Origin of the sequence: Herbidospora mongoliensis (assembly GCF_001570545.1) — a bacterium.
GTDB classification, from domain to species: domain Bacteria; phylum Actinomycetota; class Actinomycetes; order Streptosporangiales; family Streptosporangiaceae; genus Herbidospora; species Herbidospora mongoliensis.
On sequence record NZ_BBXD01000031.1, the window covers coordinates 55,899 to 71,245 of the forward strand.

Consider the following 15,347-nt stretch of genomic DNA (forward strand, 5'->3'; position numbering starts at 1 on the left):
GCGGGCCCAGGAAGGCCTCGCAGGTGCGTATCCGACGGCGTGTGCAGGGCATGCATGATCTGTACATCTTCGCGCCGTGTGTGATGTCTACCGTCCGATTCGTGCTGCTCTTCCTGTTCGAATGAATCGATGTAAACAACACTTTGACCGTCGTCACTTTCTTGGCATATCGTCGCCCCGCCCATATCGATGTAAGCCGCGACACTCGAACACGTCGTTCTCGCAGGCGCTACGGTCGGCGTGCTGATCGCGGCTGTCCCGGCACCGGAGGAGACACGGACGGTCACCGGGGAAAGCGGCGATCATCCGACTGACCGGAGTCGCAGAATGCAAGATCGAACCCGCATGTCCATGGTTGTCGGCATGGTCATGACCATGCTGGCCACCATCGGCGTCACCGTGGCCATCGCGCCACCGGCGCACGCAGCGGTGATCAGTGACATCGCCTACGCGTCCGCATCACCGGCCGGCACCAGGGGGCATCTGCTGGACCTCCACCTGCCGTCCACCGGCATGACGCCGCGGCCGCTGATCATCTGGCACAGCGGCTCGGCGTGGACGAGCGACGACACCAAGGCCGACGCGGCCGCGATCGCGGCCATCTTCAACCCGCTGGGCTTCGCGGTGGCCGGCGTCAACGTCCGGTCCAGCGCCCAGGCGATCTTCCCCGCCCAGGTGCACGACATCAAGTCGGCCATCCGCTGGCTGCGTGCCAACGCCGCCACCTACCAGATCGACCCCAACCGCATCGCGATCGCGGGCGACTCGTCGGGCGCCTGGCTGACGGAGATGGCCGTCTTCTCCGGCGGCGTCGCGGCACTGGAGGGCACCGTCGGCACGACCGGCGTCTCCAGCGCGGTGAACGTGGGGCTCGCGTTCTACAGCCCGACCGACTTCCTGCAGATGAACTCGCAGAACCTGCCCACCGGGGGGCTCGACCACAACTCGCCCGCCTCCCCGGAATCCCTGCTGGTCGGCTGCCCGATCCAGACCTGTCCGGCCGCGACGGCCCTGGCCAATCCGATGACCTACGTCGACTCAGGCGACCCGCCGCTGATGTTCATGCACGGCCAGGCCGACTTCCTGGTGCCGCACGGGCAGAGCGTCCTGCTCTTCAACCGGATCAAGGCCCAGTGCGGCAACGCCACCTTCATCTCGGTGCCCGCCGCCGACCACATGATGGTCCAGATCATGGACCCCGCCCAGTACGGCAACGAGACCGTCCGCACCACCGCCAGCTGCGGCGAGACCGTCAGCACCGGCACGCTGCACCCCACCTGGGCCAACTTCACGACCTGGATCCGCAGCGGGCTCAAGCTGGGCAACGCCTGCGAGGTCACCTACGCCACCGGCACCTGGAACGGCGCCTTCAACGGCACCGCGACCATCAGGAACACCGGCACGACCCCCATCCAGAACTGGACCCTGCAGTGGACGTGGGGCGGCAACCAGGCCATCACGACCGCCTGGAACGCCACGGTGACCCAGGTCGGCACCGCGGTCACCGCCCGTGACGCCGGCCACAACTCCTACATCGGCCCCGGTTCCAGCCAGAGCTTCGGTTTCTCGGCGACCGCCACCGGGTCGAACGCCATTCCGGCCCAGTTCAAGCTCAACAACATCGTCTGCACACGAGTGCCCTGACACGACGACGCGCCGGGCCCGAGCTGAATGGCGACGGCCCGGCGCCGTTTTGCATCCGGGAAAACCGGGCTGTGAAGCGATGAGACGCATTTCCAAACTCGACACGTACTGTCGGGTAATGCTCACGGAATGTCGTCGGCCTTCATATTGCCTTAACCACGGTCGGCCCCTATGGTTTCCCCTGGCGGCTCCCAGCCTATTTACCGTCTTTTTCATACCGGTCGGAATCTTTTGATATCCCGGGGCCCGAGATTAATCGGATGAGCCGCCCCTTTCTTCCTAAGAGCCGTTTCCCAGATCATGATGAGTTAGGGGACGTGTGCGTACATCCAACATGTTCGTCAGGAGTCTCGGCGTTTACGTACCTGAAAGCGTGAGCGTCGAGCACGCGGTCCGCGAAGGCTGGTATCCGGCCGAGGAGGCCGAGAAGTTCCGCCAGATCGGCGCGGCGGTGGCCGGCGACATGCCCGCGCCCGAGATGGCGCGGCTCGCGGTCCTGGACGCGTACGACCGATGGAAAGAGTCCTCTCCGCGAGAGCTCGACCTGCTGCTCTACCCGTCGGTGTGGCACCAGGGCCCGAACGGCTGGCAGCCCCAGCACTACCTGCAGATGCACCTCCTCGGCGGGAACGTGCCCGCGTTCGAGATCCGGAGCGGCTGCGTCGGGATGATCAGCTCGCTGGAGCTGGCGGCGAGCTACCTGCAGGCCGTACCCGAGCGGGAGACGGCCATGGTCGTGTCCTCCGACAACCACGGCACCCCGCTGGTCGACCGCTGGACGATGACCCCCGGCGCGCTGATCGGCGACGCCGCGGCCGCGCTCCTCCTCGGCAAGGACTACGGCATGGCCGAGCTCCTGTCGGTGAACGCGACGGTGATCCCGGAGGCCGACGCCGTCAACGACGGCGGCTACCCGCTGTTCCCGCCGGACGCCACCGTCGGCGTGGGGCTGAGCTTCGGCGACCGGCACGAGGAGTTCCGCCAGAAGCTGCTCAAGAAGCAGGGCACCGGGATCCACCTGACGATCCAGAAGACGATGATGCAGCAGGTCGAGAAGACCCTCGACGAGGCCGGGATCGGGCTCTCCGACATCACCAAGGTGGCGCTGCCGCACGGCCGCCGCGAGGACCTCGACGGGCAGATGTCCTGGCTGGGCATCGAGGAAGACCAGACGACCTGGGACTACGGCAGGCGCGTGGGCCACTGCGGCGCGGTGGACCAGTTCATCGCCTTCGAGCACCTGATCGCGACCGGCGGGCTCGTCGAGGGCGATCACCTGCTCATGGTCGGGTTCGGCTCCGGCACGTCCTGCGCCGCGGCCGTCTTCAAGGTCCTGTCCACCTCTCCCGTCACGACTGGGGCACGCGCATGACCGAGCTCACGCAGAAGCTCGTCGACTTCATCCAGGACAACCTCGTCCAGGCCGGCGACGACATCAAGGTCGACGAGACGACCCCGCTCCTCACCTCGGGTCTCCTGGACTCCCTGCGGACGGCGCGGCTGCTGAACTTCCTCCGCAAGGACGTCGGCGTCCCGGTCCCCGCCGCGAAGCTCGACTCCGAGAACTTCCAGGACGTCACGACCATCGTGGCCATGCTCAGAGAGTTAGAAACGGTCTAAATGCGGTTCGCGGACACGTACATCAGCGGCGTGGGAGCCTTCATCCCCAGGACCGTCGTCAGCGTCGAGAAGGCCGTCGCCAAGGGCTGGTACCCGGCCGAAGAGGTCGAGCTGCACCACCTGGCCGGAGCGGTGGTGGCCGGTGATCTACCGGCGCCGGAGATGGCCCTGCACGCCGCGCGCAGCGCGCTGAAGCGCAGCGGACGGGCACCCGCCGATCTGGACCTCCTCCTGTACGCCTCGACGTGGCACCAGGGACCGGACGGCTGGCCCCCCCACTCCTACCTGCAGCGCGAGCTCGTCGGCGGGGACGTCCTGGCCACCGAGATCCGGCAGGGCTGCAACGGGATCTTCATCGCCCTGGAACTCGCGGCCGGTCACCTCGACGCGGCCCCCGGACGGCGGGCCGCCCTGCTGGTCGCCGCCGACAACTACGGCACCCCCCTGATGGACCGGTGGCGGATGGGCCCCGGATTCATCGGCGGGGACGCCGCCAGCGCTCTCGTGCTCTCCAAGGAGACGGGCTTCGCGCGCCTGACGTCGGTCTGCACGACGACGGTGACCGAGGCCGAGGAACTGCACCGGGGCAGCGAACCCCTGTTCCCCCCGGGTGTCACGGTCGGGCGCAAGATGAGCTTCTCGGCCAGGAACGAGCAGTTCCGGCAGCAGGTCATGTCCAAGGGCGAGGCCACCGCGGCGCTGTTCAAAATCCAGCGCGCGCTGATGGAGGTCGTCGAACGCGCCCTGGACGAGAGCGGCATCACGACGGGCGATCTCACCCGGGTGGCGTTCATGAACTACTCGGAAGAGATCGTCGAACAGCGGTGCATGGCCATGCTCGACCTGCCCATGTCCCGCTCCACCTGGGACTACGGCCGCACCATCGGCCACTGCGGGGCCAGTGACCAGGTCCTGTCCCTCGACCACCTGCTGATGACCGGGCAGCTGGGTCCCGGCGACCACATGCTGATGCTCGGCACCGGGCCGGGAGTGACCGTCTCCTGCGCCGTGATCAAGATCGTTGACAATCCTCAATGGGTTTGAACCGAAGGGAACGAACGCAGATGGTCGAACCAGTCGCGGTGATCGGGATTGGCTGCCGCCTGCCCGGTGACGTCCACTCACCGAATGAGTTCTGGGACCTGCTGAGCGCCGGCCGGAACACGACTGGCCCGCTGCCCGCCGAACGCTGGCGCCGGGACGAGAACCGCAGCCCCGAGAACGCCGCCGCACTGCGCGACGCCGTCCGTCACGGCAGTTTCCTGAGCGACATCGAGGGCTTCGACGCCGAGTTCTTCGGCCTGTCGCCCCGCGAGGCCGAGCTGATGGACCCGCAGCAGCGGATCCTGATGGAGACCGCGTGGGAGGCCCTGGAGCACGCCGGACTGCCGCCGCACCAGCTGGCCGGCACCGACGCCGGGGTGTTCGTCGGCGTCTGCACCGGCGACTACGGCGGCCGCCTCCTGGAGGACCTGCCCCAGATCGAGGCGTGGACCGGGATCGGCGCGGCCACCTGCGCCGTCGCCAACCGCATCTCCTACTCCCTGGACCTGCGCGGACCCAGCATGGCGATCGACACCGCCTGCTCGGCGTCGCTGGTCGCGCTGCACCTGGCCGCCCAGAGCCTGCGCCTGAACGAGAACGACGTCGCCCTCGCCGGCGGCGTCAACCTGCTCGTCACCCCGGGCCAGACCATCACGCTCGGCACCGCCGGAGCCCTGGCCCCCGACGGCCGCTCGAAGTCGTTCGACGCGTCGGCCGACGGCTACGGACGCGGCGAAGGTGTCGGCGTGGTCGTGCTCAAGCGTCTCTCCGACGCCCAGCGCGACGGCGACCGCATCCTCGCGCTCGTCATCGGCAGCGCGGTCAACCAGGACGGCCACACCCAGGGCATCATGGCGCCGTGCGGTGAGGCCCAGGCCCACGTGATGACCCGGGCCTGCAAGCAGGCGGGCGTCGACCCGTCCACCGTCGACTACATCGAGGCCCACGGCACCGGCACCCGGCTCGGCGACCCGCTCGAGGCGGGGGCCCTTTCTTCCGTGTACGGCATCGGGCGCTCCACCGACGACCCGTGTCTCATCGGCTCCGTCAAGTCGAACATCGGTCACCTCGAAGGCGCCGCCGGCATCTCCGGCGTCATCAAGGCGGTCCTCGCCCTCCACCGCGGCACGATCCCCCCGAGCGTGCTGACCAGCCTGAACCCGGCCATCGAGTGGGAGACCTCGGGCCTGCGCGTGGTGACGGAACAGACCGACTGGCCCGAGCGCGACCACCCCCGCCGGGCGGGCGTCTCCAGCTTCGGGTACGGCGGCACGGTCGCGCACATCGTGCTGGAGCAGGCTCCGGCCGTACCGGAGGAGACTCCCGGCGCGGAGCCGGGGGAGCGGCTGTACCCGTTGTCGGCCGCGTCGGAGAAGGCGCTGCGGCAGTACGCCGGCAAGCTCGCCGGCCGGTTCGAGAAGGGGCTCGACCTGGCGTCGGCCGGGCACACCCTGTCCCTGCGGCGTACCCACCTGACCCGGCGCGCCGTCGTGATCGGGTCGGAGTGGGACGAACTGGCCGCGAGCCTGCGCAGGCTCGCGGACGACGTGCCGGGCGAGGCCATCATCACCGGTGACGTGCTGCCCGACCTCGGCCCCGGGCCGATCTGGGTCTTCTCCGGGCAGGGCTGCCAGTGGCGCGGGATGGGCCGGGAACTCCTCGCGGTACCGGAGTTCGCGTCGCTGGTCGACGAGGTCGAACCGATCTTCGTCGAGGAGATCGGCTTCTCGCCCCGCCAGGTCCTGGCCGACGGCGATCTCGACACCATCGACCGCGTCCAGACCATGATCTTCGTGATGCAGCTGGGCCTGGCCCGGCTCTGGAACGCTCACGGGGTCGTCCCGAAGGCCGTCATCGGCCACTCCGTCGGCGAGATCGCGGCGGCCGTGACCGCCGGCGCGATGTCCGTCGCCGACGGCGCCCGCCTGATCTGCCGCCGCTCCGTGCTGCTGCGCCAGGCCGAGGGCAAGGGCGCCATGGTCATGGTCGACCTGCCCTTCGAGGAGGCGGCGGCGCGACTGGCCGGCCGCACCGACCTGGTGGCCGCGATCTCGTCGGCCCCCGGCTCGACCGTCCTGTCCGGCGACATCGCCGCCGTCGAGGCGGTCGTGAACGACTGGCCGGCCGAGGGCATCGTGACCCGCCGGGTGGCCTCGGACGTCGCCTTCCACAGCCCGCACATGGAACCGCTGGCCGTCGAGCTGGCCGCCGAGGTCGCCGACCTCACGTTCGGCACGCCGCGGATTCCGATGTACACGACCGCGCTGGAGGACCCCCGGTCGACGCCGGTCCTGGACGGCACGTACTGGGCCGCGAACCTCCGCGACCCGGTCCGGCTGGCCGCCGCGACCACGGCCGCCGCGCAGGACGGCTACCGCGTGTTCCTGGAGATCTCCCCTCACCCGGTCGTCGCGCACTCGGTCTCCGAGACGCTCTCGGAGAACGGCTTCGAGGACGTGTTCGTCGGCACGACCCTGCGCCGCAACCAGCCGGAGCGGCAGACCTTCCTCGTCGCGCTGGGCACGGCCCACTGCCACGGCGTCGACGTCGACTGGAGCAGGCTGCAGCCGTCGGGCGGCCTGGCCGACCTGCCGCCGTACGCCTGGCAGCACCGCCGCCACTGGCGCGAGTCGTACACCGAGGTCGACAACCGAGGGCACGACGTGCACTCCTTCAACCTGCTCGGAGCCGGCACCAGCCTCGCGGGCAGCCGGACCCGGGTGTGGCGCACCAGCGTCCAGGACGCCAACCGCCCCTACCCCGGCAGCCATACCCTCAACGGCATCGAGATCGTGCCGGCCGCCGTGCTGGTCAACACGTTCCTGCACGCCGCCGAGGACGTGGACGTCACCCTCACCGACGTCGAGATGATGCACCCGCTGATGACCGCGGAACGCAGGCAGATCCAGGTCGTCCACGAGCCCCCGGCACTACGCCTCGCGGCCCGCACCCCGGCGGCCCCCGACGAGCCGGAACCCGCCTGGCTGGTCCACGTCACCGCGAACGTGGCCGCTCCCGGCCAGGTCAAACCCGACCTGCTGCCGGACTCCGGCGGTCTCACCGAGATCGACCCCGGCTACGTCCACAAGCGCCTGGCCGCCGTCGGCGTGCCCTCGACGGGCTTCGACTGGACGATCGAGACCCTGCTGAGCGCGGACGGCACGCTGCGGGCGACGGTCCGCACCGAGGACGCGGGAAGCTGGGCCCCCGCGCTGGACGCGGTCATGTCCGTGGCACCGTGCGTCTTCCCGGGCGACCCGGTGCTGCGCATGGTCGTCCACATCGACGAGATGGTCCTGACCGGCGCACCGCCCACAACAGTGATCATCGACGCGGCCGTCGACCCGACCGCCGAGGACACCTGCCGCGCACTCCTGGCCGACGTGGACGGCCGGGTGGTGGGCCACCTCACGGGCCTGCGCTACCCGGTGATCGACGCCCCGATCCAGGCCGATGAGGACCTCGGCGGACCGTCGGAGTCGTTCGCCGGTCTGGCGCCCGAGGCCCTGCGCGAGCGGGTCCTGCCCGAGATCAGCGCGGAGATCGCGGCCGTGATGAGACTGGCGCCGGAGGACCTTTCGGTCCGGCGTCCCCTGGTGGAGCAGGGCCTCGACTCGGTGATGACCGTCATGGTCCGGCGGCGACTGGAGAAGCGTTTCGGCTGCCGACTCCCCACGACCCTGCTGTGGCAGCAGCCCACCATCTCGGCGATCGCGAACCGTGTGGTGGAGCTGCTGATGACGGCGAAATCGGAGGTCGCGGCGGAGAAGGCTCCCGAGGCCGTGCCCGCCTTCGGCGGTTGATCTCTACGGCCGGGCGGCCCATCGGGCCGCCCGGCCATGGACTAGACAGGTGTCATGGCAGAGACATCAGCAGGTGGACGTACCCATCCGCCGATCACCGACCGGCAGGCCTGGCAGGCGAAGATCGACGAACTCCGCGTCAAGGAGAAGGCCCACACCAGAGCCGGCGACGCTCTGGCCGCCGAACGCCGCAGGCTCCCGATGGTCGAGGTCGATCCGCGGACCCCGCTGATCGGCCCCGACGGCCCGGTGCCGTTGATCGACGTCTTCGGCGGCCGATCCCAGCTGATCGCCTACTTCCAGATGTGGCACACCGGCAAGCCTGCGGCCGAGCAGTGCGAAGGCTGCACCTTCTCGACGAGTCACATCACCGAACTGTCCTACCTGGCCTCACGGGACGTCTCCTACGCGACCTTCTGCCAGGGCCCCTACGAGGAGAGCTCGCGCTACCGCGACTTCATGGGGTGGACGATCCCCTGGTATTCGGTGCCGCCCGACTCCGTCGACCGCTTGGTCGCGAACCGCCACTTCGGCATCCTGGTCGCCTATCTCCGGGACGACGACAAGGTCTACGAAACCTACTGGACCACCGGCCGGGGCAACGAACCGATGGCGCCGTCGTATGGACTGCTCGATCTGACCGTCCACGGCCGTCAGGAGTCCTGGGAGGACTCGCCGGAGGGCTGGCCGCAGCACTGGGGCTCCCGTGGCGGCCAGTTCCGGCTGGACGGCCGCCCGACCGCCCAGTGGCCCAGAATCAACGCCGGCCATGCCGACGACCTCGGCTGATCCTCAGACCGGCACCTGGTCCATCAGGGCCAGGTAGCCGTCCTCCAATGTCGGTTCGGCGGGCTTGGCGGAAAGGTCCGGGGACTGCCGGGACACCACCCGATAGCGCATCCCCGCCGCCTCCGGTAGCGCCGAGACCACCCGGCCCTCCGTCGGGGGCGGGCCGTTGGTCGTCACCGTCCAGACCCTCCCGTTCGCCACCGAGACCAGGTCGGTGACCGAACCCTGGAAGGCCAGGCGGCCGTTCGCCAGGACCGCCAGGGTTCGGCAGGTCTGGGCCACGTCGTCGACGATGTGGGTGCTCAGCAGGACGGTCCGGTCTCCGGCCAGGCGGGAGAGCAGGGTGCGGAAGCGGATGCGTTCCTCCGGGTCCAGGCCTGTCGTGGGTTCGTCCACGATCAGGAGTTCGGGGTCGGCCAGCAGCGCTTGGGCGATGCCGACGCGGCGGAGCATGCCGCCGGAGAAGCCCTTCAGACGGCGGTCGGCGGCGTCGGTGAGCGCGACGACCTCCAGGAGTTCGGTGACTCTGCGGCGGCGGCCCGAGCGGTTGTGCAGGCCCTTGAGCAGGGCGATGTAGTCGAGGAAGGCGCGGGCGGTCAGGTCGGGGTAGACGCCCAGGTTCTGAGGGAGGTAGCCGAGTTTCCGCTGGACGGCTGGCTTGCCCTCCTGGGTCGTCACGTCGTGGCCGCCGATGACGACGCGGCCCTCGGTGGGGTGGAGGAGGCCGGCGAGGATGCGCAGAAGCGTCGTCTTGCCCGCGCCGTTGGCGCCCAGGAGGCCGTACATGCCGGTGGGGATGGTGAGGGTCAGGTCGTCGAGTGCGCGGACGCCGCCCTTGTACGTCTTGGTCAGGCCGGTGACGTCGATTCGCATGGCTTAGGACTCTCTTCTGAGGGCGTGCAGGCGGACCACGGACAGGAGGACGGCGGCCAGAGCGATCATGACGGCGATCCACAGCCAGGCGGTGGCGGGGCTGTGGGCGGGGCGCAGGACGTCGAGGGTGGCCTCTCCGTACGCCACCATGCCGCTGGGGAGCGGATGGAGGAGGCCCCACCTGACGTAGTCGCCGGTCGCGGAGAAGATCGTGTGCGCGAGGGTGGGCATCGTGTTCGGAGGGATGAGGTTGCCCCAGAACCAGTAGGCGACGAACACCACCCGGAACATGATCGACGGCATGACCAGCGAGCCCGCGAACGCCAGCGCGCCGAGGAACAGCAGGCCGGGCACGATCATGGCGAGGAACGTCACCACGGCCCAGCCGAGTGCCGCCGGGTCGCCCTCGGTGACCGCCCACAGCACGGCCCGGCCGAAGTAGGCGATGGCGAACGGCACGGCGGTGGCCAGGCAGACCCCCGCCCACTTGCCGAGGAGCCGGGCCGTGCCGGAGGTCGGGGTGGCGTCGAGGACGCCGTCCACATGAAGGAGCCGGTCGCGCCCCGGGCGGTCGGCCAGCATGCAACCGTAGACGACGGGCAGCAGGGTGATCAGGATCATCGCCGCGGTCGTCATGTCCTGCCGGGCCGTGCCTCCTTCGAGGGGGAGGCCCATGTCCAGTGACCAGAACGGCATCGTGATGAGCAGGAGGGCGAAGACCAGGCCGTACACGATCCACAGCGACGGGCGGCGGATCTGCATCAGGAACTCGTAGCGCAGCGTGGCGATCATCCGGGTTCTCCTCGCAGGACGCGCTCGGAGTTTCCGAGCAGCAGCCATCCCGTGGCGACGAGTGGCAGGGCGGTGGCCAGCAGTGCGGCGCGGTTCAGCGGCCAGCCCTCCGCATCGGGCCAGGTCGTGGTGGCGAACAGGCGGAGCGGGCCGGAGCTGAGCTGCTCGGCCACCCAGACGGCCGCCACGATCGACGTGGCCGGGACCGTCCCGCCCAGCGCCGCGGCGCAGCAGAACCCCAGCGCCGCCAGCCAGACCGAGGGCGCCAGCCAGACGAGCTGACCGGCCGGGCCCGAGTAGGCGAAGTCCCACCATCCGCTCAGCATCAGTGCCGACGACACCGTCACCGCCGACAGCGCGGTCGAGCCGAGCGTGACCGCCAGACGTCGTATCAGCGCCGGGCGGTAGCCGCCGGGAATGGTCAGCCGCAACTCGGCCGTCGCGTCCCGGCCCGGCAGCGTGGCGGCGGCCACCCCGGCCAGCAGGGGCACGCCGGCTTCCAACGCGCTCAGCAGCAGCCGGCGCGTGTTCCCCTCTGCGGAGCCGAGCGCGCCGCCGAAGACGGCCAGCAGCAGGATGGCCGAGGCCAGCAGAGGGGGGCCGAGCAGCGCGGGCAGCCCGGCCCGCCGGGCTTCGTATCGCCACAGTTCAATGGGTTTCACACCCGGTGAGTAGCGCCGCGAGGACTCCCGGGTTCACCTCCGCAGCGGTTCGCGGCGATCTGCCAGCACGAAGGCCACCAGTCCAAGGACGGCAGCCACGGCGATCGTCCATGGGCCACTGCTCCAGACCGTGCTGTACGTCCCCCGCATCGCCACCCCCGCCGCATCCATGGCCGGGATGCTCCACACCGCCAGTGCCACCCCGATGGCGCCGTTCGGGTGCCACCACACCGACAGCAGCAGGCTCAGGGCGGCCAGCAGCGCCATCGGCCCCAGCCACGACAGCACCAGCCCCGCCACGCCACCCGTCGGCACCCCCGCCACGGCGATCAGCCCGGCGGCCAGGGACGCCAGCGCCAGGTCGTAACCGAACACGAGGGTGACCCGCGCCAGCAGGAGCACCCTGGGCGAGGTCGGCGTGGCGGCCACCACCTCGAACGCCTGGTCGCGTTCGGGGCCGTACAGACCGGCGACGCCCAGCCCGGCCACCAGCGGCGCACCCAGGGCGGCCGCCGCCATCGAGCCTTTGAGCAGCGAGAACACCGCGCACACCGCCATCACGGCGAAGGACGCGGCCCACACCGCCGGGTGCAGCAGCCGTGCCTCGGCCATCAGCAGGTTCCAGGCGCGGCGCCAGGCCGGCACGGTGTGCATGCCGGGTGCCGCGAGGTCGCCGCCGAGCGCGGAGGCGGTCAGCACCGCCGGAATGATCCGCCCGACCGGCGGGGGGTCGACGTCAGCCATCGAGGCACTCCCTGAGTTTCGCGCGGGCCAGGTGCAGGCGGCTCTTCACCGTGCCGACGGGGATGCCGAGCACCTCGGCGATGTCGTGGTGGGTCAGATCGTGGAGGGAGTGCAGGGCGACCACCTCCCGCTGCGCCAGGGGCAGCCGCGCCAGCGTGGTCGTCAGCCACTCGCCGCCCACGACCAGTTCCTCCGGGCCCGGCAGTGGATCGGCCCGGTCGGAGGGCTCCGCGGTGTCCGGCGGCGGCTTCCCCCGGAGCCGGTTGTGCGCCTGGCGCCGCGCGACCCCGAACAGCCACGTGCTCACGCTCGACCGGCCCTGGTAGGTGCCCGCCGACCGCCATACCGCCAGCAGGGTGTCCTGGAGGATCTCCTCGGCGGTGCCCCGGTCCTGGGCGAGCCCGAACAGGAACGCCAGCAGCGGGCGCCCGTAACGTTCGTAGAGTTCGGCCAGCGCCCCGGCGTCCCCGTCGGCCACCCTGGCCAGCACCCGCGCATCCGGCTCGGTCCGATTCATCGGTACGTGAGTAGCACCGCCGCCCCTCCAGGGTTCACCTGTTCGGGATAAAAATACGAAGGTACGATGCGGGCGATCTCTTCAGCGGGAGGAATCCTCGCATGGCAGATACGGTCGTCCCCTTCGAGTTATTCAGCTCCGACTATTTCCGAGATCCCTATGCGGCCCTCGACTGGCTGCGGGTGAATTCGCCCGTCCACAAATATGTCTTTCCACTCGGAAACGTCCCCATGTGGGTCGTGACCAGGTACGACGACGCCGTGACGATTCTCGGCGACACCCGGTTCAGCACGGCCGAATGGCGGGGCAGTGCCGAATTCCAGGCGTCGGGGCTGTCCATCAGCGCGGGCACCGTCCTGGCGCAGACGATTCCCGGGCTCGACCCGCCACAGCACACGAAAGTGCGCCGTTGCGCCATGAGCGCGTTCACTCCCCGGAGCGTCGATCGGTGGCGGGAGGATGTCCGGCGCGTCGTCGATCAGACCATTGCCGATTGGGCGCCGGGGCAGGAGCGTGACCTGGTCGCGGAGTTCGCGGCGCTGGTCCCGTCCGAGGTGATCTCGACGCGGCTCGGGTTCGCGCTGGAGCGGCGCGAGCAGCTCGCGCTGGACATCGACCTGCTCATCTCCACCGACCCCGCCGACTTCCCGCGGATCCCCGACGCCCGGGAGCGCATCATCGCCTACGGGCGCGAGCTCGTCGCGCTGAAGCGGGCCGAGCCGGGCGACGATCTGACCTCAGCCTTCATCCGGGCCGCCGACGAGGAGGGCAGGATCACGCAGGACGAGCTCGACGCGCTGGTCATCATCATGATCATCGCGGGGGTCGGGACGACCAAGATGTTCATCACCAACGCGATGCTCGCCCTGCTCGACCATCCCGACCAGCTCAAGATGATCGCCGACGACCCGGCGATCCTGGGCGGGACCGGGATCGAGGAGCTGCTCCGCTACGAGTCGCCGGTCGCCTCGGTGCCCTGGCGGTTCCCCAGCGAGGACATCCGGGTGGGCGGGCAGGACATCGGGGCCGGGGAGCCGGTCATGGTCATGGTCGCCTCGGCCAACCGCGACCCCGAGGTCTTCGACGATCCCCATCGGCTCGACCTCAGCCGTAGTGGAGCGCGGCATCTCGGGCTCGGGCACGGCATCCACAACTGCCTCGGCGCGGCGGCGGCCCGGCTGATCAGCGAGATGGCCCTGGCCACGCTTGTCGAGCGGTTCCCCGGGCTGCGGCTGGCCATTCCCCGGAACGAGGTGCGGCGGCACGAGATCTGGGCGCTGAACGACTACCGCGCCCTCCCGGTCATCCTCTGATGGCCGGGCGTCTCGAGGTGGACCGGGGTCTGTGTTTCGGCACCGGGCTCTGCTCCGCGACCGCACCCGAGCTGTTCACCCTCGGTCCCGACCGGCTCGCCGTCGCGCGCGAGGGGGAGCTCACCGATCCGGCCGAGGTCGCCCTGGCGCAGGAGGTGGCGGAGTGCTGTCCCCGCGAGGCGATCATTCTTCACGACTGAGGGAGCGCAGGTAGTCGGCGGCCGCTGATGTGTCGTTCACGTCGGCGATCAGGCCGATGTAGCCGTCCGGGCGTACCAGGACCTGGGTGTTCCCCACCTGGTACGCCTGGAAGTGCGTGCCCCGGGAGAGGCCGGACATGGGTGCCCGGTCGCCCGCTCGGAGTCCGTCGGGGTGGCTCGTGAGGTTGCGGGACAATCGGCTCCAGCGGTAGTCGAGCTGGAGCTGGGTGAGTTCGGGCGCGGACACGGCGTCCACGCCGCCGCCGGACTCCTTGATCGCGGCCAGGACGGCGTCGAGGCGTTCCGAGGTGATGTCGAGCACCCGGCTCGCGACCGGCAGGCGCTCCTCGTCGTAGGTGTCGAGCAGCGGCTCGCCGGCTTCGCCCGCCAGGACGTGGCCGATTTTCCAGCCGAGGTTGTAGGCGTCCTGGACGCCGGTGTTCATGCCCAGGCCGCCCGCGATCGGGTGGACGTGCGCGGCGTCCCCGGCGAGGAAGACCCGGCCCACGCGCAGCCGGTCGACCATCCTCACGTTGACGCGGTAGGTCGATCGCCAGGTCAGGTCGTGCAGCCGCACCCCGGGGACGCCGGCCACCCGGTCGAAGGTCCGCTGGAAGGTTTCCAGGCTCGGTTCCAGCGGGGTGCCGTCCGGGGCGAGTTCGTGGGAGGCCTGTACCTGGAAGGCGTCGGTGCCGGGGAGCGGGCAGAGCATGACGGCGCCACCGTCGGCGAACCACTGGTGCCAGGCGTCGCGGCCGAGCCCGTCGACTTCGACGTCGCCAACCGCCATGAGCTGGATGTCCGGGGTCTCGCCGTGCAGCCGGAGGCCGAGCGTCCTGCGGACGGTGCTGTGGCCGCCGTCGCAGCCGACCACGTAGCGGGCCCGGATCTCGGTCTCTCCCACGGTCGCGGTCACGCCGCCGACGTCCTGGGTGAAGGTGCGCAGTTCGGCGCCGCGTTCGACGGTGACGCCGAAGTCGGCGAGCCGCTCGCGCAGGATCTGCTCCACCCGCCACTGCGGGACCAGCAGGCCGACGGGGTAGGGGACTCCGGGCGTCGCCACCCTGCCCGCCTCCGGGTCAACCTCGGCGACGACCTCCGCGCCCCGGTATTTGCGGTGGGGCAGGTGGGTGGTCCCGGCGGCCAGCAGCCGGTCGATCACGCCGAGGTCGTCGAACACCTCCAGGCTGCGGGGGCTCAGCCCCTTTCCTCGTGAACCCCGGGGGAATTCGGGGGCCCGGTCGATGACGCGTACCGTGACGCCCCGACGGGCCAGGTCACAGGCGAGCGTGAGGCCGGTCGGGCCGGCCCCCACCACGAGAACATCCATGGCGGGCAGTTAACTG

The 15,347-nt window shown here is 70.2% G+C and carries 14 protein-coding genes; 8 read left to right on the forward strand and 6 right to left on the reverse strand.

Features of this window, described 5'->3' with window-relative positions; genetic code table 11:
* Positions 1-345 precede the first annotated feature (345 nt).
* The 6 genes from AW272_RS39210 to AW272_RS39235 all read left to right on the forward strand — a co-directional run bounded on the left by AW272_RS39210 (position 346) and on the right by AW272_RS39235 (position 8,900).
* The gene (locus tag AW272_RS39210; protein ID WP_066376120.1) at positions 346-1,644 is read left to right on the forward strand and encodes a cellulose binding domain-containing protein; all 1,299 of its coding nucleotides are present in this window, start codon (positions 346-348) and stop codon (positions 1,642-1,644) included.
* A gap of 373 nt (positions 1,645-2,017) precedes the next feature.
* Complete coding sequence (locus AW272_RS39215; RefSeq protein WP_245657960.1) at positions 2,018-3,016, forward strand: ketoacyl-ACP synthase III family protein; 999 nt, start codon at positions 2,018-2,020, stop codon at positions 3,014-3,016.
* Positions 3,013-3,264: a phosphopantetheine-binding protein gene (locus AW272_RS39220; RefSeq protein ID WP_066376124.1), complete on the forward strand. Its 252-nt coding sequence runs from the start codon at positions 3,013-3,015 to the stop codon at positions 3,262-3,264. The genes AW272_RS39215 and AW272_RS39220 overlap by 4 nt, the downstream gene beginning before the upstream one ends.
* Complete coding sequence (locus AW272_RS39225) at positions 3,265-4,308, forward strand: ketoacyl-ACP synthase III family protein (protein ID WP_066376126.1); 1,044 nt, start codon at positions 3,265-3,267, stop codon at positions 4,306-4,308.
* A gap of 20 nt (positions 4,309-4,328) precedes the next feature.
* Positions 4,329-8,111 (forward strand): type I polyketide synthase, encoded by a 3,783-nt coding sequence (locus AW272_RS39230; protein WP_066376132.1) that lies wholly within the window; start codon positions 4,329-4,331, stop codon positions 8,109-8,111.
* A gap of 54 nt (positions 8,112-8,165) precedes the next feature.
* Complete coding sequence (locus AW272_RS39235; protein ID WP_066376135.1) at positions 8,166-8,900, forward strand: DUF899 domain-containing protein; 735 nt, start codon at positions 8,166-8,168, stop codon at positions 8,898-8,900.
* 3 nt (positions 8,901-8,903) lie between these two features.
* Here AW272_RS39235 and AW272_RS39240 read toward each other — a convergent pair whose 3' ends face one another.
* The 5 genes from AW272_RS39240 to AW272_RS39260 are packed head-to-tail and all read right to left on the reverse strand — an operon-like array spanning position 8,904 to position 12,488.
* Entirely contained in the window at positions 8,904-9,773 is an 870-nt protein-coding gene (locus tag AW272_RS39240; RefSeq protein WP_066376138.1) for an ABC transporter ATP-binding protein, read from the reverse strand.
* 3 nt (positions 9,774-9,776) lie between these two features.
* Positions 9,777-10,565, reverse strand: coding sequence for a hypothetical protein (locus AW272_RS39245; protein ID WP_066376140.1), 789 nt, complete (start codon positions 10,563-10,565; stop codon positions 9,777-9,779).
* A complete protein-coding gene (locus tag AW272_RS39250) occupies positions 10,562-11,227 on the reverse strand; it encodes a hypothetical protein (RefSeq protein ID WP_066376145.1) in 666 nt (221 codons plus the stop codon). Before AW272_RS39250 ends, AW272_RS39245 begins: the two co-directional genes overlap by 4 nt.
* Before the next feature lie 33 nt (positions 11,228-11,260).
* Positions 11,261-11,971, reverse strand: coding sequence for a hypothetical protein (locus AW272_RS39255; RefSeq protein WP_066376147.1), 711 nt, complete (start codon positions 11,969-11,971; stop codon positions 11,261-11,263).
* Positions 11,964-12,488: an RNA polymerase sigma factor gene (locus tag AW272_RS39260; RefSeq protein ID WP_066376149.1), complete on the reverse strand. Its 525-nt coding sequence runs from the start codon at positions 12,486-12,488 to the stop codon at positions 11,964-11,966. The genes AW272_RS39255 and AW272_RS39260 overlap by 8 nt, the downstream gene beginning before the upstream one ends.
* 101 nt (positions 12,489-12,589) lie before the next feature.
* Between AW272_RS39260 and AW272_RS39265 the strand changes: the two genes are divergently transcribed.
* Both AW272_RS39265 and AW272_RS39270 read left to right on the forward strand, forming a co-directional pair.
* The gene (locus AW272_RS39265) at positions 12,590-13,801 is read left to right on the forward strand and encodes a cytochrome P450 family protein (RefSeq protein WP_066376151.1); all 1,212 of its coding nucleotides are present in this window, start codon (positions 12,590-12,592) and stop codon (positions 13,799-13,801) included.
* Positions 13,801-14,001, forward strand: a complete 201-nt coding sequence (locus AW272_RS39270; RefSeq protein WP_066376156.1) for a ferredoxin — start codon at positions 13,801-13,803, stop codon at positions 13,999-14,001. Before AW272_RS39265 ends, AW272_RS39270 begins: the two co-directional genes overlap by 1 nt.
* Here AW272_RS39270 and AW272_RS39275 read toward each other — a convergent pair.
* Positions 13,985-15,331 (reverse strand): FAD-dependent oxidoreductase, encoded by a 1,347-nt coding sequence (locus AW272_RS39275; protein WP_066376159.1) that lies wholly within the window; start codon positions 15,329-15,331, stop codon positions 13,985-13,987. The genes AW272_RS39270 and AW272_RS39275 overlap by 17 nt on opposite strands.
* Positions 15,332-15,347: the final 16 nt, after the last annotated feature.